Source organism: Streptomyces sp. RLA012, assembly GCF_056270325.1.
On the sequence record NZ_JBWDPA010000002.1, the window covers coordinates 3,126,032 to 3,148,964 of the forward strand.

Below are 22,933 nucleotides of genomic sequence, written 5' to 3' on the forward strand. Positions count from 1 at the left end.
TCACGAGTTGACCTCCGCACCGCTCGCCGCCGTCACCGGAGCCGAGGGTTTCATCGGCTCCCACCTCACCGAGGCGCTGGTCGCCTCCGGGCACCGGGTGAGGGCCATGGCGCAATACAACTCCTTCTCCTCCTACGGCTGGCTGGAGACCCTGGCCCCCGATGTCCTCGACCACGTCGAGATCGTCCTCGGCGACGTCCGGGACCCCGGCTCGGTACGCGGTCTCGTCGAAGGCGCCGACTGCGTCTACCACTTGGCCGCCCTGATCGCGATCCCGTACTCCTACCAGGCGCCGCACAGCTATGTGGACACCAACGTCACCGGCACGCTCAACGTGCTGGAGGCGGTACGGGCCCTCGGCACCCCCCGGCTCGTGCACACCTCCACCAGCGAGACCTACGGGACCGCGCAGACCGTGCCGATCACCGAGGACCACCCCATCAACACGCAGTCCCCGTACGCCGCTTCGAAGGCGGGCGGCGACCGGCTGGCCGACAGCTACCACGCGAGCTTCGACACCCCGGTGGTGACACTGCGACCGTTCAACACCTACGGCCCGCGCCAGTCGATGCGCGCGGTCATCCCCAGCGTCATCGGCCAGGTGGCGGCGGGCGAGCGCACCCTCACCCTCGGCGATCTGCGCCCCACCCGTGACTTCACCTACGTCAAGGACACCGCGCAGGCCTTCCTCGCGGTGGGCACCGCGCCCGCGGAGCGCGTCGTGGGGCGGACCTTCAACGCCGGTACCGGCGGCGAGATCTCGATCGGGGACCTGGTCGAGCTGATCGGCAAGGTGATGGACACCGCCCTCGACGTACGCGAGGACACGCGGCGCATCCGGCCCGCGAACTCCGAGGTGATGCGGCTGGTCGCCGACGCGAGCCGGCTGGGCGGGGCGACCGGCTGGAGCCCTGCCCACGCACTGGAACAGGGCCTCGCGCACACCGTGGAGTTCTTCCGCGACCCGGCCAACCTCGCCCGCTACAAGACCGGCATCTACAACATCTGACCCCGTCCGGCACGTCCCCACGCATGTCCGACGAAGGAGGAGCCCCATGCACGCAGTGATCCTGGCGGGAGGCAAGGGCGTCCGGCTGCGGCCCTACACGACCGCGCTGCCCAAGCCGCTCGTGCCCATCGGCGACCAGCACGCCATCCTGGAGATCGTGCTGCGTCAGCTCGCCTCGGCCGGTTTCACCGGCTGCACCATCGCCATCGGCCACCTCGGCGAAATCATCCGCGCCTACGTCGGCGACGGCTCCCAATGGGGCATGGCCGTCGACTACGCCACCGAGGAGAGCCCGCTCGGGACCATGGGCCCGTTGCTGACCATGCGCGAACGCCTGCCGGAGTCGTTCCTCGTCATGAACGGTGACGTGCTCACCGACCTCGACTTCGCGGACGTCCTCCACCGGCACCGCGGCTCGGACGCGCCGCTGACGATCGCCACCTACGCGCGCAAGGTGCAGATCGACTTCGGGGTGCTGACCACCGACGCGAGCAGGGTCGTCGCCTTCACCGAGAAGCCGAGCATCGACTATCGCGTCTCCATGGGCGTGTACGGGCTGTCGCGGACCACTCTCGACGACTACACCCCCGGTCTGCCGCTGGGCTTCGACGAACTGGTGCTGGATCTGCTCCGGGCCCAGAATCCCCCGCATGCCTACGATTTCGACGGGTACTGGCTCGACATCGGCCGCCCCGACGACTACGACCGCGCCAACGCCGAGTTCTCCACCCGCAAGTCGATGCTGCTCAAGGGAGCCTGAACACCGCATGCGCATTCTCGTCCTGGGCTTCACCGGCTATCTGGGCGGCCACGTCGTCGAGCAGTTGCGCGCCCTGCCGGGCGTGCGGGTGCTCGGCGGCGGCCGCTCGCCCGCCGCGGAGCTCGGCATCGACCTCGCCACCGACCGCCCGGACCGACTGGCGCGGGCCCTGGCATCCGCGGCACCCGACGCCGTGGTCAACTGCGCGGGCGCGACGGGCGGCGACCCCGTGACCCTCGCCGAGGTCAACTCGCGGGGCCCCGCCGTCCTGTGCGCGGCGCTGCGCGAGGCGGCGCCCACCGCACGCCTCGTCCACCTGGGCTCGGCCGCCGAGTACGGCCCCGGCAGCCCGGACGTCGGCGTGACCGAGTCGGCGGCCACCCACCCCCTCGCCCCGTACGGCGCCACCAAGCTCGCCGGCACGATCACCGTCACCACCTCCGGCCTCGACGCGGTCGTGCTGCGGGTGGGCAACCCGGTGGGGCCCGGGGCCCCGGCCACCGGGCTGCCCGGCCGGGTCGCCGGGCTGCTGCGCGAGGCCGCCGGGGACCCGGAGGCGGTGATCCGGCTGGGTGACCTGTCGGCGTACCGGGACTTCGTGGACGTACGCGACGTGGCACGGGCGGCGGTGCTGGCGGCGACGGCTCCCGGGCCGCTGCCGCAGGTCCTCAACATCGGCGGTGGAAAAGCCGTCCCGGTGCGCGACCTGGTGCGGGCGCTGGCCCGCATCGCCGGGTTCCGGGGACGGATCGAGGAGAACGGCGGCGGATCCGCCCGCTCGGGAGAGGTGTCGTGGCAGTGCTCCGACATCACCGCCGCCGGTGACGCGCTCGGCTGGCTGCCGTCGCACACCCTCGACGACTCGCTGGCGGCGCTGTGGACGGCCTCGGCCGGGCAGGATCCGGCCCGGCAGTTGGAAAGCGACCGCGCTCCGTGAGCCTGCTGATCCCGCTGTACGTCCATCCGGGCGAGGACCCGGGTGCCTGGCACCGTCTGATCACGGCGGCCGTACGTACGTACGCGGTCGTGCTCAACCCCGCCGACGGTCCGGGCCTCGGTCCGGACCCCGCGTTCACCGCGGCGGCCGGTGCGCTGCGGGCGGCGGGCGCCCGGCTGCTCGGCTATGTCGACACCGACTACGGTGCGCGCGACCCGGAGGAGGTCGTGGCCGATGTCGTCCGGCACCGGGAGTGGTACGCGGCCGACGGCTGCTTCCTCGACCGGGCGCCCTCGGAACCGGACGCGCTGCCCGCCTGCCGGCGGCTGGTGCGGGCCGTCCGCCGGGTCGGTGCGGCTCCCGTCGTGCTGAATCCGGGCGTGCACCCGGCGCCGGGTTACGCGCGGCTCGCGGACCTGGTCGTCACCTTCGAGGGCCACTGGTCCACGTATGTGTCGGCGTTCAGCAGACCGGCGTGGACCGCGCGGCATCCGCCCGAGCGCTTCTGCCACCTCGTGTACGGCGTACCGGAGGCACTCGTGCCGATCGCCGTCCGCACCGCGCACGAACGCGGCGCCGCGATCGCCGGACCGGTGACGGGCGAACTCCCCAACCCCTGGTCGCGGTTGACGCCCGCCCTGGGCGGGAGGGAGCCGGTAGATCCGGGTGCCTGACTGCCCTCGCGTTTTTACTCACCCTTTATGACATGGCTCGGTCAAATCTGCCAGGCTTCCGGCAGCCGTCGCCCTGACCTCAGGGGGACGCGGCGGATCTCACCCCGGAGATCCCGCGACAGAACGCGCAACCCACGGCCGCCCTCCGGCGCACCCAAGCCGGCCGGGCGGCCACCGAGCAGGCCGGAATCCCGGCCGCCGCAAAGGAGTTTCGTGTGAGACCGACCCCCCACAAGGCCTTCGCCGCGAGTGCGCTCACCCTCGCCGCATTGGCCGCCGCGCTGCTCCCCGTCACCCCGGCGGCGGCCGCGCCGTCCGCCGCCCCGCCGGTCGCCGCCGCCTGCACCCCGGCCCAGCTCGTCACCAACGGCGGTTTCGAGAGCGGCACTTCGCCCTGGACCCAGTCGTCGACCAGCGTGATCACCAACCGCTCCGGTCAGACCGCCCACGGCGGCACCAGCTTCGCCTGGCTCGACGGTGTCGGCAGTACGCACACCGACACCCTCTCGCAGAGCGTCACGATCCCCTCCGGGTGCAGCGCCACCCTCACGTTCTGGCTGCACATCGACACCGCCGAGACGACCTCGTCCACCGCGTACGACAAGCTGACGGCGAAGATCGGCAGCACGACGCTGGCGACGTACTCGAACCTCGACAAGGCCACCGGGTATGTGCAGAAGTCGTTCGACGTGTCCTCGTTCGCGGGTCAGACCGTGAGCGTCGCCTTCACCGGCACGGAGGACTCCAGCCTGCAGACGAGTTTCGTCGTCGACGACGTCGCCCTCGACACCGCCGACGGCGGCACGACACCTCCGGCGGACTCCACCCGCACCCCGGCCGCCCCCTCGTACACCGTCAGCCTCAGCAGCAACACGAGCGGCACCGGCTGGACCGGCCACGAGAGCGCGACCTTCACCAACGCCTCCTCCACCGCGCTCAGCGAGGTGTACCTGAGGCTGTGGGACAACTACCACGGCACCTGCTCCGCGATGCCGATCACCGTCACCAACGTCACCGGCGGCACCGCGGGCGCCCTGTCGGTCGGCTGCACGGCCCTGCAGATCGCCCTGCCGACACCCCTGGCCCAGGGCCAGACCGCCACGATCGGCTTCGACCTGGGCATCACCGTCCCCAGCGGCGCCGACCGCTTCGGCTACGACGGAGCCTTCAGCATGATCGGCAACGCCCTGCCGGTCCTCGCGGTCAAGGACGGGGCCGGCTGGCACCTGGACCCGTACACCAACAACGGCGAGTCGTTCTACTCCCTGGCCGCCGACTTCAAGGTGACCCTCGACCACCCGACCACCCTGCTGGTACCGGCCACCGGCGCCTCGGTCGACACCCCCGGCACCAGCGGCCGCACGGTCACCACGGCCACCGCCTCCAAGGTCCGTGACTTCGCCTGGGCCGCCGGTCCGTTCACCAAGATCTCCGGTACGTCGACCGCGGGCACCCCGATCAACATCTACTCGGTCTCGGGCATCAGCTCGACCAGCGCGCAGTCCATGCTCACCACCGCGAAGACCGCGGTGGACGCCCACGCGGGACGCTTCGGCGCCTACCCGTACGGCGAGTTGGACGCGGTGATCGACAACAACTTCTGGTTCGGCGGCATGGAGTACCCGGGGTTCGTCCTCGACCTGGTCAGCACCACGGCGCTCACCCATGAGATCGGGCACCAGTGGTTCTACGGGATCGTCGGCGACGACGAGTACAACAGCCCGTGGCTGGACGAGGCGTTCACCGACTACGCCACCGACCTGGCGCTGGGCAGTACCGGCACGAGCTGCTGGAACAGCGTCTCCTGGGCCTCGACGGCGGAGAACATCACCAACTCGATGGCCTACTGGGACACCCACTCCTCCCGGTACTCCACCGTCGTCTACGGCTACGGCAAGTGCGCCCTGCACGACCTGCGGCGTCTCCTGGGCGACACCGCCATGGCCAAGCTGCTGAAGGACTACGCCACCGCGCACTGGTACGGCGTCTCGACCACGTCCGAGTTCAAGGCCGCCGCCCAGGCCGCCACGACCACGGACCTGACCTCGTTCTGGACCACGCACCGCATCGTCGGCTGACACGGCACCGGTCCGCCGCGGTGGGCGCCGCCCTGGCGTCACCCGCGGCGGACCGGTGACTCCGGGCCGCGCCCGCGGTCGGTGGTGTACGGCGCGGGTCCCGTCGGCCGGCAAGCGTGGGCCGACGGGTCAGGGCTTGCGGGTCAGGGCTTGCGGGCGAGGCCGCCGTGCTGGCCGATCGGTGCCGGTCCGCCGAGTCCGGTCCCCTCCGGTCGCCACAGCGGCACCTGGACGACCCCCGGCTCGACGAGTTCCAGCCCGTCGAAGAACGCGGTGATCTGCGGCACGGGGCGCAGGAAGTACGGGACCGCACCGGTCTCGTTGTAGCCGTCCTGGGCCTGCTCGTACACCGGGTCGGTGCCGCGTGAGCCGTCGTTGACGGACAGGTAGCTGCCGGACGGCAGCCCCTCCATGAGCCGGCGGACAAGGGCGCGCGCCTGGTCGTACTCCGCCACGTGCCCCAGGATGCCGCTGAGGATCAGAGCCGTGGGGCGCGTGAGGTCCAGTGTCCCGGCGGCGGCCTCGATGATGCGTTCCGGCTCGTACAGGCTGGCGTCGACGTAGTCGGTCGCCCCCTCCGGGGAGGAGGTGAGCAGGGCGCGGGCATGGGCGAGGATCAACGGATCGTTGTCCACGTAGACCACCCTGGACTCGGGCGCGATCCGCTGCGCGACCTCGTGGGTGTTGTCCACGGTCGGCAGGCCGGTCCCGACGTCCAGGAACTGCCGGACGCCCGCCTCCTCGACCAGATACCGGATGCTGCGGCCGAGGAAGGCCCGGCTGCTGCGCGCTATGGTGACGATGCCGGGAAAGACGGCGGTATACGCGTCGCCGGCCTCCTCGTCCACCGGGTAGTTGTCCTTGCCGCCCAGCCAGTAGTTCCAGATCCTGGCCGAGTGCGGCACCGAGGTGTCGATCTGCTGCTGCGCCACCGGCCCGGGCGGGCCCTCGTGATCGTCGGTCATGGGCACCGTCTTCTCATCCCGAGCGTGCAGGACACGCTCCCCGTACAGTCCAACGCCCAAGATACATACGGCACTTCCCACCACCGACGATGATCCGAGCGCCGATGCCGCCGTCCACCGCCAGGGTGTCGCGGCCCCGCCGTCCGGCGGGGGATTCCCGCCGAATGGCGCGTGTCCGCCCCGTTCCCCTGACGACCACCCTGAACACCTCGGAACACCTCTGAGCATCCCTGAGCATCCCTGAGCATCCCGAACGCACCGGTCCCGCATCCGGCCGTGACAAGGAGTTCCATGACTGCCGAGCCGCCGCCCGCCACGGCACCGTCGACCGCGGACGCCGCCTTTCCCCCGCCGCCCTTCGACCCTGAGCTGGCCGCTCTCCTGGACGCGCTCGGGGGGCAAGTGTCGTCCGGCCTCTCGCCCGAGGACATCCCCGCCCTGCGCCGGACGGCGTCCGCGTACCGGCCGTCGGACGACGAGCTGGACAGGGGCGGGGTCTTCGAGGTCGAGGACATGGTCGTCCCGGGGCCCGAAGGCTCACCGGACATCTCGCTGCTGGTGTGCCGCCCCAAGGGAGTCACCGAGCCGCCGCCCGTCATCTACCACGTGCACGGCGGCGGGATGATCATGGGAGACAACCGGATCGGTATGAACGGGGCGCTGGACTGGGCCGAGGAGCTGGGTCTGGCGGTGGTCTCGGTGGAGTACCGGCTCGCCCCCGAGCACCCCCACCCGGCACCGGTCGAGGACTGCTACGCGGGCCTGGTGTGGACGGCGGAGCACGCCGAGGACCTCGGAGTCGACCCTGCGCGGATACTCCTCTTCGGCGGCAGCGCCGGTGGCGGTCTCGCCGCGGCCCTCGCCCTGCTGGCCCGCGACCGCGGCGGTCCGCAACTCATCGGCCAGATGCTGGTGTCCCCGATGCTGGACGACCGCAACGACTCCGTGTCCGCCCGTCAGATGGCCGGGCTCGGCGTCTGGGACCGCACGGCCAACGCGACCGGGTGGGGCGCGCTGCTCGGCGCGGCGCGCGGCGGCCCGGACGTCTCGCCGTACGCGGCCCCGGCCCGCGCCACCGATCTGTCCGGGCTGCCGCCGGCCTTCATCGACGTCGGCTCGGCGGAGACCTTCCGCGACGAGGACGTGGCGTACGCGAGCCGGCTGTGGCAGGCGGGCGGCCGGGCCGAGCTGCATGTGTGGCCGGGGGCCTGTCACGGGTTCGAGGGGTTCGCTCCGCAGATCCCGCTGGCCCAAAACGCCCAGGCGGCCCGGTCTGCCTGGCTGCGCCGACTGCTGGCGAGCGGGTGAGAGCAGGGGTTTTTGTCGGATGGTGGAGCTTTTTTGGTGCTTTTCGCGCGGTGATGGAGCTCTCGTCCGGTCGCAGGCTCGGCGGAGCCATGGATAACCTCAAAAGCGAACAGTTCGCCCATATGGGCGCTGATTCGTTTCGTGGGGGAATCCGTCACGTCAGGAGCTGAACGTGAATTCCACACTCCGCAACCGCATTGCCAAGGGGATCGGCGCCGGCGCACTCTCCGTCGCACTGCTGTCGACCGGAACGGCCGGGGCCTTCGCCGCCTCGCCCGGGGCCGCCTCTCCGAAACCGAAACCCATCAGCGCGAGCCCCTCGCACGCGACCGACAGTGCGAGCGCCTCGTCCAAGCCCGGCAAGAAGAGCCCCTCGCCGAAGACCAGCGATACGGGCCCCTCGTCCAAGCCCGGCGAGAAGAGCCCGTCGTCCAAGCCCAACGGCAAGAGCCCCTCGCCCACGGGCGGCGGTTCGATCACGATCAAGGCGAGCAAGAGCCAGGTCAGGGCCGGGCAGTCGGTGACGTTCACCGGCCGTGCCAAGGGGCTGAAGGTCGGCACGAAGGTGCAGCTGCAGCACATGCACAAGGGCAAGTGGACCTCCCTGCAGGCCTCCACCACGCTGAAGAAGGGCAGCAGCTACTCGCTGAATGCCAAGCTCAACACCAAGGGCAAGGAGCAGCTCCGGATCATGGCCGACAAGGCCGTGTCGCCGACCGTCACCGTGACGGTGAAGTGACCCGCCCACGTCACGACCCTCACGACCCTCACGACCCTCACGACCCTCATGACCCGTCGTGATCCCTCATGACCCGTCGTGACCCCTCCAGCAAAGGGCCGGCCCTGCCACAGGGCCGGCCCTTTCCGTGCCCGCCCGGGAGCGGGGTCAGGGCTCTATGAGCCCGGCACGGATCGCGTACCGGGTGAGTTCCAGACGGTCGCGCAGGCCCAGCTTCTGGAGGAGGTTGGCCCGGTGGCTCTCCACGGTCCTGGCGCTGATGAAGAGCAGTTCGCCGATCTCCTTCGTCGTATGGCCCTCGGCGACCAGCTTGAGCACCTCTTCCTCCCGGTCGGTGACGGTCCGCGCGGGCAGCGCCTCGCCGCGGCGCACCCGCTCCAGATACGTGCGTACGAGCGCGGTCTCGGCGCCGGGATAGATGAACGGCTCGTCGCGCATCGCCGCCCGGCACGCCTCGACCAGGTCGCGGTCGGCAACCGACTTCAGGACATAACCGCAGGCCCCGGCCTTGAGCGCCTCGAAGAAGTACTGCTCGTTGTCGTACATCGTGAGGATGAGGATGCGCAGGTCGGGCAGTCGTCCGGTCGCCGCCGTGGTCCTGGCGGGCGTCACCTGGATCTCGTCGTCCGGTGTCATCGCCAAGGTGCTGGGCGACCTGGGGCGGGTCGGCAACCGGGAGACACCGGTGATCCTCAGCATCCTCGTCCTGGAGGACCTGGCGATGGCGGTCTACCTGCCCATCGTCACCGCGCTGGTGGCCGGGGTCGGGCCGGCCGCGGGCAGTCTGACACTGACGATCGCCCTGGGGGCCGCGGGACTCGTCCTGTTCGTGGCCGTCCGCTACGGCCGCGTCATCTCCCGCTTCGTCTCCAGCGACGACCCCGAGAAGCTGCTGCTCGTCGTGCTGGGCCTGACGATCCTCGTCGCGGGCATCGCGCAGCAGCTCCAGGTCTCCGCGGCCGTCGGGGCGTTCCTGGTCGGCATCGCCCTGTCCGGGGAGGTCGCGGAGGGCGCGCACACGCTGCTCAGCCCGTTGCGGGACCTCTTCGCGGCCATCTTCTTCGTCTTCTTCGGGCTGCACACCGACCCGGCGAGCATCCCGCCGGTGCTGCTGCCCGCGCTCGCACTGGCCGCCGTCACGGCACTGACGAAGATCGCCACCGGGTACTGGGCGGCGCGCCGGGCGGGCATCTCCGTGGGCGGCCGGTGGCGGGCGGGCGGCACGCTGGTCGCGCGCGGCGAGTTCTCCATCGTCATCGCCGGGCTCGCGGTCACGGCCGGCATCGAGCCCTCACTCGGCCCGCCGGCCACGGCGTACGTCCTGATCCTGGTCGTACTGGGCCCGCTCACCGCCCGCTGCACCCAGCCGCTGGCCGCACGGCTCACCGCCGGGCGCGGCCGGGCACCTGGGCCCGAGCCGGAGGGCCGACCGACCGGAGAGCCCACACCCACGCTCACGCCGACACCCGCACCTACGCCTCCGCACCCCTCCACCCCTGGCTCCGCAGCACCTCCGACACATCGGGCGCCCGGTAGTGCTCCCCCTTGAGGACCTTGCCATCGGCCCGGCGGGCAACGCCGCCATCGGGTCCCCGCTTCGTCATGTTGGACCGGTGGACCTCGGCGATCACCGCGTCGAGGTCGATGCCGTGGACGAGTGCGGTGCCGTACGCCACGTAGACGACGTCGGCCAGTTCGTGCGCCAGCCGGTCGAGCGGGCCGGTGACCGCGACCTCGGCGACTTCGGCGGCCTCCTCGGCGAGCAGTTCACCGCGGTGGGCGGCCAGCTCCGGGGAGACCTCCGTCGGAGCGCTGCGGGCGTCGAGGCCGAAGGCGAGGTGGAACTCACGGACGAGGGAGGCGGGAGAGGGAACCGGGGAGTCGGAGGAAGGATCCGGAGAGCCGAAGGAGGGCGCCGGTGAGTGGGGCGAGGGCTGCATCCTGCGACCCTACCGACCCGTTGTGCCGCCCCCGTCCGGCCGGCCCTGGTCAGGATGGTCTCCCGGCTGGCAGGATCGCGCGCATGTTCCTGGCACTCCCCCGTATCGGCAGGCGTCGTGCGCTGGTCGGCTCGGCCGCCGCGTTCGTGGTGTTCGGGCTGCTGCTGTGGTGGCTGCTGCCGCTGGGCGAGGAGTCGCCGGGCGGCACGATCACTTTCAGCACGGGCACCCCGACCGGGGTGTACCAGAAGTACGGCACGCTTCTGCAGGCCGCGCTGGCCAAGGACATGCCGCGGCTGGACGTACGGCTGAAGAACAGCGACGGCTCGCAGGAGAACGTCCGCCGAGTGGCCACGGGACAGGCCGACTTCACCATCGCGGCCGCCGACGCGGTGGAGACGTACATCCTGGCGAACAAGCCGGGAGCGGACCAACTGCGCAGCTGCGCACGGCTGTACGACGACTATGTGCACCTGGTGGTCCGGCGTTCGTCGTCCGTGCAGTCGGTGGCGGACCTGAAGGGCAGGAAGGTCGCCGTGGGGCCGGCCGGTTCTGGGGTGCGGCTGATCGCCGAGCATGTGCTGGAGGCGGCCGGGCTCAACCCCGGGAAGGACATCAAGCCGTTTCCGGACGGCATCGGAACCATGCCCAGCCTGCTCCAACAGCACAAGATAGACGCCTTCTTCTGGTCGGGCGGCCTGCCGACGAGCGCCGTCCAGAAGCTCTCGAAGCACTTCGACATCAGGATCGTGCCGATCACCAGCGACCTCGTCACGAAGCTGCACGAGCAGGGCGGCGCCTCCCGCTACTACCGGGCCGCGGTGATGCCCGCCGACGCCTATCCCGACGCCCAGCAGGGCTCGTCCGTGCAGACGCTGGCGGTGGCGAACTTCCTGATCACCCGGCAGGACTCGGACCCGCGGCTCACCGAGGAAGTCACCCGTACGGTGATCAACAGCCGCGACCACATCGGCGCCCAGGTGCACGCGGCCCAGCTGGTGGACCTGCGCACGGCCATCTACACGGACCCGCTGCTCCTGCACGAGGGCGCCCGGCGCTACTACCGCTCGGTCAAGCCCTAGGCGCTGACGTCGCCTTCCCGGACTGACGCTTTCCCAGGCTGTCGCTTTCCCAGGCTGTCGCCTTCCCAGACTCAGGACTCGGGCCTCGACCTCGGCACCGTCACCGTCACCTTCAGCCCGCGCGGCTCGTGATGGGCGTACACGATGGAGCCGCCGCCCGCCGCGAGCAGCACCCGGGAGATGGACAGGCCCAGGCCCGAGCCCTTGATGTTCTGGTGTCCGGCGCTGCGCCAGAAACGGTCGCCGATGCGGGCCAGTTCCTCGTCACTGAGGCCCGGTCCGCGGTCGGTGACGACGACCGTCGAGACCTCGCCGTTCGAGGAGACCGCCACCTCGACGCCCTCCCCCTCGGGTGTGAACTTCAGCGCGTTGTCGATCACCGCGTCCAGGGCGCTGGACAGCGTGACCGGATCGGCCCAGGCGGTGGTGGCCGGGCAGGTGCCCGTCAGCCGTACGCCCTTGCTGTCGGCGAGCGGTGACCAGGACGCGACGCGCTCGGCCGTCAGCTCGCCGATGTCGGTCAACCGCATGTCCGCCTCGGCGTGTTCGGCGAGCGCCAGGTCGAGCAGGTCGTCCAGGACCTGGGCGAGGCGCTTGCCCTCGGTGCGTACCGACGCGATCTCCTCGTTGTCCTCCGGCAGTTCGAGAGCGAGCAGTTCGATGCGCAGCAGCAGCGCCGAGAGCGGGTTGCGCAGCTGGTGCGAGGCGTCGGCGACGAAGGCGCGCTGCTGCTCCAGCACGTCTTCGACGTTGTCCGCCATCTCGTTGAACGACCGGGCCAGGCGCCTGAGTTCCGGCGGACCGCCCGCGGCCGCGACCCGGGACTTCAGACGGCCGGTCGCGATGTCGTGGGTGGTGGCGTCGAGGACGCGTACGGGCCTGAGCACCCAGCCGGTCAGCCGCAGCGCCGCGCCGAGGGCGAGGAGCATCGCGGCGACCTCGCCCGCGCCGATGATCACCCACCCGTGCAGGATCTTCGAACGCATCTGTCCGGTGGGCGAGTCGGTGACCACGACCGCGATGACGTCACCGTCCCGGATGACCGGGGAGGCGACGACGAGCCGGTGCCGCTGCCAGGGCCAGACCTGCTCCGGGTCGTGGCTGCGACGGCCGAGGAGCGCCTCGTTGAAGGCGTCGCGCCCCTCGCCCTCCTCGGGCAGGTACCAGTTCTCGGGCGCGTTGGCCATGGGAGCGAGATTGCGGTAGAAGACTCCGGCACGAATGCCGTACACCTCGTAGTACGCGATGAGTTCCTTGCGCAGGGTCTCCCCGCGCTCGTCCGTCGTGCCCACCCGGGAGCCGCCGGCCGACTGGTCGGTGACGAACTGCGCGAGGGCGGCGAAGCGCGCGGTGTCGTCGATGCGGTCGACGACGACACGCTGCTGCTGGGCGGCCGCGAAACTCCCGGCGAGCGGGATGCCGAGCGCGAGCAGCACGGCTGCCATCAGGACGATGAGCAGCGGAAGGAGGCGGGTGCGCACCGGTGCACGCTACGCCGCGGGAGCGACGAGCCGGTACCCCACGCCACGCACGGTCTCGATCAGCGCGGGCATGCGCAGTTTCGAGCGCAGGGAGGCGACGTGCACCTCCAGAGTGCGCCCGGTCCCCTCCCAACTGGTGCGCCACACCTCGCTGATGATCTGCTCCCGGCGGAAGACCACTCCGGGCCGCTGGGCGAGCAGAGCGAGCAGGTCGAACTCCTTGCGGGTCAGTTGGACGACCGAACCGTCCACGCTGACCTGGCGGGTGAGCAGTTCGATACGGACCGGGCCGAGCCGCAGCGCGGTCTCGCCGGAGGCCGCGGCGTCGTCGGGGACGCTGCGCCGGCTCACGGCGTGGATACGGGCGAGCAGTTCACCGGTGTCGTACGGCTTCACCACGTAGTCGTCGGCGCCGAGGTTGAGGCCATGGATCCGGGACCGTACGTCGGAGCGGGCCGTGACCATGATCACCGGGGTGCTGGTGCGCTTGCGGATCTTGCCGCAGACCTCGTATCCGTCCTGGTCGGGCAGGCCCAGGTCGAGCAGGACGACACCGAAACCGTCGCTCTCCGGGACCAGCGCCTGCAGGGCCTCCTCGCCGCTGCGGGCATGGGTGACGTCGAAGCCGTGCCGCGCCAACACCGCGGACAGGGCGGCGGCGACATGGTTGTCGTCCTCCACGAGGAGCAGTCTCATTCCGGCCCCCTCCGGTTCATTGATCGTACGGTCCCGCGTTGTCGTTCATACGGTCGCGGCTTGTAGAGCGCGGACACGCGCGCGTGCACCATGGAAGTCACGCCGATGGACAAGGACGGCGTCAAGGGGCTTCGGGTTGCGGGGACCTTCCGTTACCCAGCCGGTACGCGCGTGCGTACGAGCTGCTACGACACGTGTCCGATTGCTACCGGATCGTGATGCTCAAGTTCCCCTCAGATGTAATGACGCTGGTCGCACGGGGTCACTACTGTCCACCGCAACCGAGGAGGACGGAGCCCCAGAGCGATGACCGAAGTATCGGTGGCCAAGGATGCCGTGGCCGCGACCGAGGACCTGGTCGCCCTGAAGAGCGTCAACAAGCACTTCGGCGCGTTGCACGTGCTCCAGGACATCGACCTGACGATCGCACGTGGCGAGGTCGTCGTGGTCATCGGGCCCTCCGGGTCCGGGAAGTCGACCCTGTGCCGCACCATCAACCGCCTGGAGACGATCGATTCGGGCGACATCACGATCGACGGCAAGCCGCTGCCCGACGAGGGCAAGGCGCTGGCCCGGCTGCGGGCCGACGTGGGCATGGTCTTCCAGTCCTTCAACCTCTTCGCGCACAAGACGGTGCTCGAAAACGTGATGTTGGGTCAGATCAAGGTCCGCAAGGCCGACAGGAAGACGGCCGAGGAGAAGGCCCGCAGGCTGCTCGACCGGGTGGGCGTGGGCGCACAGGCGGAGAAGTACCCCGCGCAGCTGTCGGGCGGTCAGCAGCAACGCGTGGCGATCGCACGGGCGTTGGCGATGGACCCCAAGGTGATGCTCTTCGACGAGCCGACTTCGGCACTCGACCCCGAGATGATCAACGAGGTCCTCGAAGTCATGCAGCAACTCGCCCGCGAGGGCATGACCATGGTCGTCGTCACCCATGAAATGGGCTTCGCCCGTTCGGCTGCCAACAGGGTGGTCTTCATGGCCGACGGCCGCATCGTCGAAGAGGCCGTGCCGGACCAGTTCTTCAGCAATCCCCGCAGCGACCGCGCCAAGGACTTCCTGTCGAAGATCCTTCACCACTGACGGCCTGCGCTTCTTCATCGCTGGACTCCAGTACTGGAGTGCAGCAGTGGAGTTCACCGCTGGAGTTCAGCGCCGAATCTCAGTGCTGAAGACCGACGTTCATCACTCAAGACCTGTATCTCCCCACCATACAAAGGACGTTCATCATGCAGCTCCGCAAGGTCACCGCCGCCTCGGCCGTCCTCCTCGCCCTCTCCGTGAGCGCCACCGCGTGCGGTGGCGACAACTCGGGCAGCAGCTCGGACGGCGACAAGAAGGTCAAGATCGGTATCAAATTCGACCAGCCGGGTCTCGGCCTGAAGCAGCCCGACGGCTCCTTCGCGGGCTTCGACGTGGACGTGGCCACCTACGTCGCCAAGGAACTCGGCTACAAGCCGGACCAGATCCAGTGGGTGGAGACCAAGAGCGCCGACCGCGAGAACGCGCTGCAGCGCGGCGACGTGAAGTTCATCGCCGCCACCTACTCGATCACGGACGAGCGCAAGCAGAAGGTGGACTTCGCTGGCCCCTACCTGCTGGCCCACCAGGACCTGCTGGTCAAGAACGACTCGAAGATCGCCAAGAGCACGGACCTCAACGGCAATAACCTGTGTTCCGTGACCGGTTCGACCTCCGCACAGAACGTCCAGAAGACGATCGCCCCGAAGGCCAACCTGAAGTCGAACAGCGCCTACTCGGAGTGCATCGCCAGCCTGCAGAGCGGCGCAGTGGACGCGGTGACCACCGACGACTCGATCCTCGCGGGCTTCGCGGCGCAGGATAAGTACAAGGGCCAGTTCAAGCTCGCCGGTCTGAAGCTGAGCAACGAGAACTACGGCGTCGGCGTCAAGAAGGGCGACACTGCGACTGTGGACAAGATCAACAAGGCGCTGGAGAAGATGGTCAGCGACGGCTCCTGGCAGGAGGCGGTCGACAAGAACTTCGGCCCGGCCAACTACAAGAACGAGCAGGCCCCGAAGATCGGCCAGATCGTCAACTAGCTCGGAACACCGCCGGCGCTCATTCCGGCGGGTGACGCAGGGTCGCCGAGGCGCGCTGCCTGTCGCTTTTGCCGGCGGCGCGCCCTGCCCTCCACGTACTCCACACACCCGGAAGCGCGGGAGATCGTGTTCGACTTTCTTCAAAGTTATGACGTCCTGGGGGCCTTCTGGATGACGGTGAAACTCACCGTCCTCTCCTCGGTCGGCTCCCTGTTCTGGGGCACCCTGCTGGCCTCGATGCGAGTCAGCCCGGTCCCGCTCATGCGCGGGTTCGGCACCGTCTACGTGACCATCGTCCGAAACATCCCGCTGACGATCATCATCCTGTTCGCCTCGCTCGGTCTCGCCGACATCTTCGGTGTGACGATGGGCGCCTCCGACTTCAAGGTCCAGGGCTTCCGCCTGACGGTCTTCGGTCTGATCGGCTACACGGCCGCCTTCGTCTGCGAGGCGATCCGCTCCGGCGTCAACACCGTGCCGCTCGGCCAGGCCGAGGCCGCCCGCGCGATCGGACTGAGCTTCAGCCAGACCCTGCGCCTGATCGTGCTGCCCCAGGCGTTGCGCGCGGTCATCGGCCCGCTGGCCAACGTCCTGATCGCCCTGACGAAGAACACCACCGTCGCGGCCGCCATCGGCGTCGCCGAGGCCGCGGCCCTGATGAAGACGATGATCGAGAACGAGGCTCAGACGCTGGCGATCGGCGCGGTCTTCGCCCTCGGCTTCGTAGTCCTGACCCTGCCCACCGGCCTGCTCATGGGCTGGCTCGGCAAGCGACTGGCGGTGAAGCGATGAGCTCCGTCCTCTACGACACTCCGGGCCCCCGCGCCAAGCGGCGCAACGTGCTCGTCTCCGTCGTCTTCTTCGTCCTGCTCGCCGCTCTGGTCTGGTGGATCTGGCGGAAGCTGGACGACAAGCAGCAACTGCGCTGGGCCCTGTGGCAGCCGTTCACCACGTCCCAGGCCTGGACGACCTACCTTCTACCAGGCCTTGCCAACACCCTGAAGTCGGCGGCTCTGGCCATGGTCATCGCCCTTCCACTCGGGGCCGTCTTCGGCATCGCCCGCCTGTCCGACCACCGCTGGGTGCGGATCGTGGCAGGTGTGGTCGTCGAGTTCTTCCGGGCGATCCCGGTACTGCTGCTGATGCTGTTCGCCAACGAGTTCTACAGCCGCTACACGCAGGTCACCAGCGACGAGCGGCCCCTCTACGCGGTGGTCACCGGCTTGGTGCTCTACAACGCCTCGGTCCTCGCCGAGGTCGTCCGAGCTGGCATTCTTGCCCTGCCCAAGGGGCAGTCGGAGGCGGCGTACGCGATCGGTCTACGCAAGGAGCAGACGATGACCAGCATCCTGCTCCCGCAGGCGGTCACCGCCATGCTGCCGACAATCGTCAGCCAGCTCGTGGTCATCGTGAAGGACACAGCGCTGGGCGGCGTAATGATCGGCTTCACCGAGTTGCTCAACCAGCGCGGCACGCTCGCGGCCAACTACGCCAACGTCATCGCCAGCTTCGTCGTCGTGGCGGTCATCTACATCGTGCTGAACTTCCTCCTCACCAGCTTCGCCTCCTGGCTGGAGCGCAGGCTACGGCGTAGCAAGCGGAGCACGGGCGCGGTCCTCGGGGTCGAGGAGGTCGAGAAGCTCAACGCGGCCGAGGTCGGCGGCGCCTACGGGACCGGCGCGGCGGCTTGATCTGACGGGCACGTGTTCAGCAGGGTAGTGGCCATCAAACTGGTGCGTACGTACCATCTAATGACATTTCTTTATCTCTATTCAAGAGATACCTTGCACGCCCTCGCCTGACGCATCATCAGGCGACCTGAAAGTGCGTTAACTCTCGCGCTTTCATCAGCTGGACTGTCCGGCTGATGATCACGTCAGTAGAAAATATCTCCGACCAGCCAATGCCGGTGACTTAGTGCATAGCTCTGACCAGCGAGAATACAGGTTTGATGAGGTCCTTGTTCCTACACTCGTCGGAGGCACTTTCCAGGTGAAGAAGCGCTTCGGATCCTACCCGCGTGTCCGCGTCGAGACTGCTAATTAGACGTGGCGCTCGCGGTCGCGCGGGGCGGGGACTGCGTGGCCGACGTCGGCCTGCTGCGAACCGAGCGGCCGTGTTCGGTCTGGTGGCCTCCGATCCGCGGTCTCCCGGCTGATCGGCACCCTCGCGTCGGGCGGGAAGCGGCCCCTGGCCGCGCTGCGCGACGCCCATGCTAAGTCTGCGCCGGTACGTAGGAGAGTCGGCCGGAAAGCGGGCACCGGACGGTAGGTAGCCGTGGGCCTGCACGGCGTGCTGCTGTTCGCGCACTCCGACAAGTTGGGGCTCGACCGCGACGTGTAAGAAGAAGTTCGGCCACCACACGCTGATGGATTTTATCGACCACAGACAGGGCGCTTCCGGAGAGCTGGTCGTGAGGCTACCGCGGCCCGGCAACGCCGACTCCAGCGCCTACCACGTTGAGGCCGTCAAGCCGCCCCTGGCCCGGCTGCCGAAACGCCGCCGGCGCGGAGGGCAGATCCGGTCACGCCGGTCGAGCCCTGGCAGGTCCGGTACGCGGGCCGCTTCCGTCGTTACGGCAGACCCGCTTTCGGAGTGTGGACGGCCAAGACCGTCGGCTGCCCGGCGTGCGGGGGTAAGGCCGACCCGTGGACGGTGACCTGCGACTGGCGCCTGATCTCGCTGGGCTGCCCGTGCGGGGTGGTGACCCACGAGCACGGCCTCGCCTTCTCCGAAGTCTGGCTTCTTCTACCGGACATGTGACTCGGCGTCGAGGTCGCGTCCCGCGTCGTGGTGTAGGGGATCAAGCGTTACGCGTTCCGGTACGAGGTTCCAGGTGTTCTTCGCCCAGCTGGCGGTCCACGAGGCGCCCTGCTGGGGAGAGTTGAGCGCCTGGCCGTGCGGAGCCACCGCCGCCGACCTGCACATTCCGGCGGCTTGATCGGCTACACCACCTGGCGGGACGCCACCGGCGCCGACCGCCCGCACAACGACACCCGGTCACAGCCAGCAGGTCGGAAAGGGCTCAGGGTGTCTCAGGCGGCTCCTCGCGCTCCACTTGTCGCTTGCCGTCCGGCCCATGGCCCGTGCCTGTCGTACCCGGTCGGCATGACCGTCACCGACGTCATCCACCCTGAACAAGTAGAAAGGGTCCGTCAGCAAACTGACGGACCCTTATGCAGGATGCAGATGACTAGGAGGCCTTCGTCATGATCCCCGGAGTTTCCGGGAACGTCTCCGGCGGGCACCACACGATGGAGGGCCCGCTGGCCTTCCAGACCCCCGCCTCGCGTGACACCCTGTCACCGTTTATATACCGCACACACACTACGATCGCCTTGTAGTGTCCACCATTGCTCTTCGTGCACTCGGCCTCCGCACCCCGATGCCCGTCGTATGACGCCTTCTGGTAAGAGCAGCCGGTTGGGTGGGACTTTATTGTGATGGACCCTGTGGAAGCCGCCGATGCCGCGCCTTGAAAGCCAAGGACGGACACTGCCAGAACACCGCCGGACACCAGCACTGACCAACGCTTCTTCATTTCCTCTAACTCCCTCCCGATCGGCTCTTTTGGATCACGCCAAGCGCGGCTTCTTGATACCTCGTACGCCCTTAGTTGTACTTTGTCTCGACGCCCGCAACCGAGGGCCGAGAGGATCCGTTGCAGTACGCGTAGGAAAGTGCACCACCACTCTGCCAGTTCCCCTCTGCCGTCGTCAGCCTCCCGGTCTCGGGGTCCTTGCAATTTGCGATGGCCCGGTAGTGGCCACCATTGCCGTGCTTGCATACGGCCCAGGTCCGCCAGGGGTCAGCGATTCCAGAATTGCAGCCGGTCGGATGCGCCTTTGCACCGACACTGCTGGCTGATGTGGTGGAAGATGCCGTAAGCACCCCGCCGATCACAGCAAACCCCACCAGGAGCATTCTGGGCACTTTTTGCATGAAAATATCTCTTCCTCTTGTAGTTGTGCCGCGAGGGAGGACCCCGCTGCAATGCTTGACCATTTCCACAACCAACCTCTCGGATCCGAAGCACACAGAACACCCCCCAACAGATGGAAGCCTCACCAGGCACCCCCGAAGCGGGGGGTTGACATCCTCTCCCCAGAGGCAAACAGAGACCGCAGTCGAACGGAATCCAGAAACCACCCCCTTATACTCACAAAGAGGACATTAGGCGTGATAGGCAATAATCGCGGAGTGATTATTGCCATGAGAACTCGAAAGCTCAAGAAGGGCTCAACTTCTAGGTGATCGCGCTCAAGCATTGCCGGCGAGATTGATAAGCTGAGCTAACGCGCCTACCGCGCTGCTCTCCTGACCAGAGTGGCAGCCTTGGCGGAACCTAGGCCACTCGGGGGGGGAACATGAAACGGCTAATACTTATTGACGATCGGCGTCTATTTCGAGCAGGCTTGCGCGCCATCGTGGAATCTCAGCTCAAACTGAGCGTGGTTGCCGAAGGGAGGATACACGAAACGTTACCCTTGGTTGCAGCCACACGCCCCGAACTCATCCTGTTTTGCTTTTCCTCACATACAGAGTCAATCCAGCCCCTCACTCAGCTAAGAGCGCTTGCAAAATCTCCTGCGACTCTCGTTATAATGGAACGCATATCGGAAAGAGGAGCGCGCCAACTACTCGCCCTGGGCGCATCGGGAATCCTGCTGCAAGAAAGCGCACCACAGCACCTGTCATGGGCGATCATCGCGGCATCCAAAGGTGGCTGCGCTCTCTCTCCTGAGATCTCAAGAAAGGTCATCAGCGAATACACAGCACGAGTCACCGAGTCAGCGCAGAAGAGAGATGCACAGGCGAAGATCTGTACCCTAACCACCAGGGAGCGTGAAGTCTTGGAATTATTGAGTGAGGGACTGTCGAATCAGTCTATAGCTCAAACGCTGACCGTCAGTCCGGGGACCGCGAAGGATCACGTACGTTCCATATGCTCGAAACTGGATGTCGAGGGCCGCTTCCACGCTGCTCGCGTCGCATGGCAGGCCAATGAACTCCGCATCTCCGCTTGACGTACGTGAACCCTCGGGGTGTCTCACCGAGGGCTGGTGAGAGTGTGCGGTCATGGTGACCGCACAGCCACACCACACGGTAGGTTGCCGTACCCTCGGGTGCAGTCCAGTGCGTGGGCTCGGCCTTGACTCTGTAACCGTGTAACCGTCTTACGGCCAGCCGGGAGGGCACACTGCCTCTGGTCACTTGACGCAAACTCTGCCAATGGGTTGCATACGTTCTGTGATCGTGCACCCCGCTCCAACTGCCTGCTCCCGAACGTTCCTCAGGACACCGCTCCGGGCAGGGGGCCGCGCGCCGTGGACCCGGTGATCATCGTCGGCGCGGGGCCCGTGGGCCTCACGCTGGCCCTTGCGCTGGCCCGCCAGGAGGTCCCCTCCGTGGTCCTCGACGAGGGGCCGGGCAAGGACGAACAACGGCTCGCGCGGACGGTGGTGCTGCGCGAGGACACAGCTGCGCTCGTCGAACGCCTGACAGGCCTGCCCCTCGCCGATGCCGGCTTCCGTTGGGCCGGATGGCGGTCGATGCGGCGCAAGCAGGTGATGCGCGAGATCAACTTCGCCGCCGGGGCATCCGACACGGACTCGCCGGACTTCGAAGCCGATGCGCAAGGCCTCGGGGGCGCGGCGCACGGCGCGGGAGACGGCCCGCACGGCGCGGGGAGTGGCGCCCAGCGCTCCGGAAGGAGCGCACGGGACCCGAAGGGGAGCTCGCCGAGCCTGAACAGCGCCAGGCTCGGCCCGAGTACGGACGCGCAGGACTCCGAGGGCGCCGACGTGCCCGCCCCGCTGCACCTCGCCCAGCACACGCTGACCGCCGCCCTGCGCGCGGCCATCGCGCGGGAACGGCTGATCAAGGTCGTCGCGGACAGCCGCCTCGACTCGATCGAGCAGGAGACCTCGGGCGTCACCGCACACACCCGCGGCCCCAAGGGCACATGGTGGCGCGGCAGTTACCTCGTCGGCTGCGACGGACCACGCTCGACCGTGCGCAAGCTCCAGGACATCCGCTTCCCGGGACGTACGGCCGTCGAGCGACACGCCGTGGCGGCACTGCGTACGGAACTCCCCTGGCCCGGCGAAGCGTTGTTGCACCGGATGCCACCGTGGCGGACGTCCGGCCCCTCGGCCACGGAGGTGACCGCACGCCCCCTCGCCGACGACGTGTGGCGGCTGGACTGGCTGCTGCCCCCCGGCAAGGACCTGGTCACGCCCGACCTGCTGGTGGCCCGCATCCGGGAGACCCTCGCGGGCTGGAGCGGCGGCTCCACACCCCCGTACGAACTGCTCGACACCGGAGTCCACACCGTCCACCACCGCCTGGCCCGCCGGTGGCGGACCGGCCGTGTCCTGCTCGCCGGGGACGCCGCGCACCTGCTCGGCGCGCTCGGCACCCAGGGCCTGGACGAGGGTCTGCGCGACGCCGACAACCTCGCCTGGAAGCTGGCGCTCACCTGGCACCACGGCCCGCACGAGGCACTGCTCGACAGCTACCAGGCGGAACGGCGCGCCGTCGTCGCCGCCCGACTGCGCGCCGCCGACCAGGCACTGCCGCTGCTGCGCGGCGGAGGCGGCCTGCGCTCGTACGTCCCCGGATCGGCCCGCGGCCACGACGCACTGCTCGTGGACGGTCACCTGGGGCGCGGCCCATTGGGTACGCCGGGGGCGTACGCCGTTTCGCCGCTCGCGCCACCACGCGCCGAGTCGGAGACCCCGGTGGACACCGCCCTCGGTGCGCCGGTCGTCGATGTGCGGGTGACCGCGGAGGACGGTTCGTTCGTGCCGCTGCGGGAGCGGCTCGGGCGCGGGGTGCTCCTCGTCGTGCTGATCGCGCCGGGTACGGGCGTGTGGGAGCGGAAGCACTGGGTGACGGCCGGGATCATGCCCCGGCTGGCGGCCGCCGTGACCGCCCTGCCGCACCCCGCCGAGCTGCTGGTCTGCGAGCGCTACCCGGGCGCGGCCGCGCACACCGTGCTCCTGATCCGCCCGGACGGGCACCTGGTCACCGCGCTGAGCGGGGTACGCCCGGCCGACCTGTACGCGGCGGCCGAGGCGGCGGTCGGCGGCCCCAAGGTGCGGGTGGAGGCGGAGGCGGAGACCGCGGCGAGCACGAGCTGATCCCCGGATTCGTGTCGGCCCCGGTCCGGCACGAATCCGGGTCGGGGCCGGCACGA

At 68.8% G+C, this 22,933-nt stretch carries 18 protein-coding genes and 2 pseudogenes; 15 read left to right on the forward strand and 5 right to left on the reverse strand.

The features are described from left to right. Positions 1 to 7 precede the first annotated feature (7 nt). The 5 genes from RV986_RS14265 (at position 8) to RV986_RS14285 (ending at position 5,458) form a co-directional block, all read left to right on the forward strand. Positions 8 to 1,009: a GDP-mannose 4,6-dehydratase gene (locus RV986_RS14265; RefSeq protein ID WP_475917760.1), complete on the forward strand. Its 1,002-nt coding sequence runs from the start codon at positions 8 to 10 to the stop codon at positions 1,007 to 1,009. Positions 1,010 to 1,055: 46 nt separating this feature from the next. Next, positions 1,056 to 1,769 carry a nucleotidyltransferase family protein gene (locus tag RV986_RS14270; protein WP_475917761.1) on the forward strand — a complete coding sequence of 238 codons (714 nt, stop codon included), beginning with the start codon at positions 1,056 to 1,058 and terminating at the stop codon, positions 1,767 to 1,769. A 7-nt stretch (positions 1,770 to 1,776) separates the two neighbouring features. Next, positions 1,777 to 2,706 (forward strand): NAD-dependent epimerase/dehydratase family protein, encoded by a 930-nt coding sequence (locus RV986_RS14275; RefSeq protein ID WP_475917762.1) that lies wholly within the window; start codon positions 1,777 to 1,779, stop codon positions 2,704 to 2,706. Further along, positions 2,703 to 3,380: a spherulation-specific family 4 protein gene (locus tag RV986_RS14280; protein ID WP_475917763.1), complete on the forward strand. Its 678-nt coding sequence runs from the start codon at positions 2,703 to 2,705 to the stop codon at positions 3,378 to 3,380. The genes RV986_RS14275 and RV986_RS14280 overlap by 4 nt, the downstream gene beginning before the upstream one ends. Before the next feature lie 215 nt (positions 3,381 to 3,595). Beyond that, entirely contained in the window at positions 3,596 to 5,458 is a 1,863-nt protein-coding gene (locus tag RV986_RS14285; protein ID WP_475917764.1) for a M1 family metallopeptidase, read from the forward strand. A gap of 143 nt (positions 5,459 to 5,601) precedes the next feature. Here the strand turns inward: RV986_RS14285 and RV986_RS14290 are convergent, their stop codons facing one another. Then, entirely contained in the window at positions 5,602 to 6,423 is an 822-nt protein-coding gene (locus tag RV986_RS14290; RefSeq protein WP_475917765.1) for an SAM-dependent methyltransferase, read from the reverse strand. Positions 6,424 to 6,714: 291 nt separating this feature from the next. On the opposite strand from RV986_RS14290, the gene RV986_RS14295 reads away from it, so the two are divergent. Both RV986_RS14295 and RV986_RS14300 read left to right on the forward strand, forming a co-directional pair. Next, a complete protein-coding gene (locus RV986_RS14295; RefSeq protein WP_475917766.1) occupies positions 6,715 to 7,731 on the forward strand; it encodes an alpha/beta hydrolase in 1,017 nt (338 codons plus the stop codon). Between the two features lie 172 nt (positions 7,732 to 7,903). Next, a complete protein-coding gene (locus RV986_RS14300; protein ID WP_475917767.1) occupies positions 7,904 to 8,470 on the forward strand; it encodes a hypothetical protein in 567 nt (188 codons plus the stop codon). Between the two features lie 147 nt (positions 8,471 to 8,617). Here the strand turns inward: RV986_RS14300 and RV986_RS14305 are convergent. Further along, a pseudogene (locus RV986_RS14305) lies at positions 8,618 to 9,049 on the reverse strand (LuxR C-terminal-related transcriptional regulator); the annotation flags it as partial. Between RV986_RS14305 and RV986_RS14310 the strand changes: the two are divergent. Next, positions 9,042 to 10,019, forward strand: a pseudogene (locus tag RV986_RS14310) (cation:proton antiporter); the annotation flags it as partial. The pseudogenes RV986_RS14305 and RV986_RS14310 sit on opposite strands and share 8 nt — an antisense overlap. Here the strand turns inward: RV986_RS14310 and RV986_RS14315 are convergent. Beyond that, positions 9,943 to 10,410: a pyrophosphohydrolase domain-containing protein gene (locus RV986_RS14315; RefSeq protein WP_475917768.1), complete on the reverse strand. Its 468-nt coding sequence runs from the start codon at positions 10,408 to 10,410 to the stop codon at positions 9,943 to 9,945. The pseudogene RV986_RS14310 and the gene RV986_RS14315 sit on opposite strands and share 77 nt — an antisense overlap. 83 nt (positions 10,411 to 10,493) lie before the next feature. Here RV986_RS14315 and RV986_RS14320 point away from each other — a divergent pair, with 83 nt between their 5' ends. Beyond that, the gene (locus RV986_RS14320; protein WP_475917769.1) at positions 10,494 to 11,492 is read left to right on the forward strand and encodes a TAXI family TRAP transporter solute-binding subunit; all 999 of its coding nucleotides are present in this window, start codon (positions 10,494 to 10,496) and stop codon (positions 11,490 to 11,492) included. Between the two features lie 71 nt (positions 11,493 to 11,563). On the opposite strand, the gene RV986_RS14325 is transcribed toward RV986_RS14320, so the two are convergent. Both RV986_RS14325 and RV986_RS14330 read right to left on the reverse strand, forming a co-directional pair. Then, positions 11,564 to 12,973: a sensor histidine kinase gene (locus RV986_RS14325; protein WP_475917770.1), complete on the reverse strand. Its 1,410-nt coding sequence runs from the start codon at positions 12,971 to 12,973 to the stop codon at positions 11,564 to 11,566. Positions 12,974 to 12,982: 9 nt separating this feature from the next. Continuing rightward, positions 12,983 to 13,669 carry a response regulator transcription factor gene (locus RV986_RS14330; protein WP_475917771.1) on the reverse strand — a complete coding sequence of 229 codons (687 nt, stop codon included), beginning with the start codon at positions 13,667 to 13,669 and terminating at the stop codon, positions 12,983 to 12,985. 306 nt (positions 13,670 to 13,975) lie between these two features. On the opposite strand from RV986_RS14330, the gene RV986_RS14335 reads away from it, so the two are divergent. From RV986_RS14335 to RV986_RS14360, 6 genes are all read left to right on the forward strand, one after another. Beyond that, positions 13,976 to 14,752 (forward strand): amino acid ABC transporter ATP-binding protein, encoded by a 777-nt coding sequence (locus RV986_RS14335; RefSeq protein WP_475917772.1) that lies wholly within the window; start codon positions 13,976 to 13,978, stop codon positions 14,750 to 14,752. Positions 14,753 to 14,898: 146 nt separating this feature from the next. Then, the gene (locus tag RV986_RS14340; protein WP_475917773.1) at positions 14,899 to 15,732 is read left to right on the forward strand and encodes a glutamate ABC transporter substrate-binding protein; all 834 of its coding nucleotides are present in this window, start codon (positions 14,899 to 14,901) and stop codon (positions 15,730 to 15,732) included. Positions 15,733 to 15,858: 126 nt separating this feature from the next. Further along, positions 15,859 to 16,524 carry an amino acid ABC transporter permease gene (locus RV986_RS14345; protein WP_475917774.1) on the forward strand — a complete coding sequence of 222 codons (666 nt, stop codon included), beginning with the start codon at positions 15,859 to 15,861 and terminating at the stop codon, positions 16,522 to 16,524. After that, positions 16,521 to 17,423 carry an amino acid ABC transporter permease gene (locus tag RV986_RS14350; protein WP_475917775.1) on the forward strand — a complete coding sequence of 301 codons (903 nt, stop codon included), beginning with the start codon at positions 16,521 to 16,523 and terminating at the stop codon, positions 17,421 to 17,423. The genes RV986_RS14345 and RV986_RS14350 overlap by 4 nt, the downstream gene beginning before the upstream one ends. 2,913 nt (positions 17,424 to 20,336) lie before the next feature. Continuing rightward, a complete protein-coding gene (locus RV986_RS14355) occupies positions 20,337 to 20,759 on the forward strand; it encodes a response regulator transcription factor (protein WP_475917776.1) in 423 nt (140 codons plus the stop codon). A 300-nt stretch (positions 20,760 to 21,059) separates the two neighbouring features. Continuing rightward, positions 21,060 to 22,877: an FAD-dependent monooxygenase gene (locus tag RV986_RS14360; protein WP_475917777.1), complete on the forward strand. Its 1,818-nt coding sequence runs from the start codon at positions 21,060 to 21,062 to the stop codon at positions 22,875 to 22,877. Positions 22,878 to 22,933: the final 56 nt, after the last annotated feature.

Bases quoted from the DNA above. Each gene is read 5' to 3' on its own strand.
- RV986_RS14330 (WP_475917771.1), bottom strand. From the start codon at position 13,669: ATGAGACTGCTCCTCGTGGAGGACGACAACCATGTCGCCGCCGCCCTG.
- RV986_RS14350 (WP_475917775.1), top strand. From the start codon at position 16,521: ATGAGCTCCGTCCTCTACGACACTCCGGGCCCCCGCGCCAAGCGGCGC.
- RV986_RS14270 (WP_475917761.1), top strand. From the start codon at position 1,056: ATGCACGCAGTGATCCTGGCGGGAGGCAAGGGCGTCCGGCTGCGGCCC.
- RV986_RS14320 (WP_475917769.1), top strand. From the start codon at position 10,494: ATGTTCCTGGCACTCCCCCGTATCGGCAGGCGTCGTGCGCTGGTCGGC.
- RV986_RS14295 (WP_475917766.1), top strand. From the start codon at position 6,715: ATGACTGCCGAGCCGCCGCCCGCCACGGCACCGTCGACCGCGGACGCC.
- RV986_RS14290 (WP_475917765.1), bottom strand. From the start codon at position 6,423: ATGACCGACGATCACGAGGGCCCGCCCGGGCCGGTGGCGCAGCAGCAG.
- RV986_RS14355 (WP_475917776.1), top strand. From the start codon at position 20,337: ATGGAACGCATATCGGAAAGAGGAGCGCGCCAACTACTCGCCCTGGGC.
- RV986_RS14275 (WP_475917762.1), top strand. From the start codon at position 1,777: ATGCGCATTCTCGTCCTGGGCTTCACCGGCTATCTGGGCGGCCACGTC.
- RV986_RS14315 (WP_475917768.1), bottom strand. From the start codon at position 10,410: ATGCAGCCCTCGCCCCACTCACCGGCGCCCTCCTTCGGCTCTCCGGAT.
- RV986_RS14335 (WP_475917772.1), top strand. From the start codon at position 13,976: ATGACCGAAGTATCGGTGGCCAAGGATGCCGTGGCCGCGACCGAGGAC.
- RV986_RS14340 (WP_475917773.1), top strand. From the start codon at position 14,899: ATGCAGCTCCGCAAGGTCACCGCCGCCTCGGCCGTCCTCCTCGCCCTC.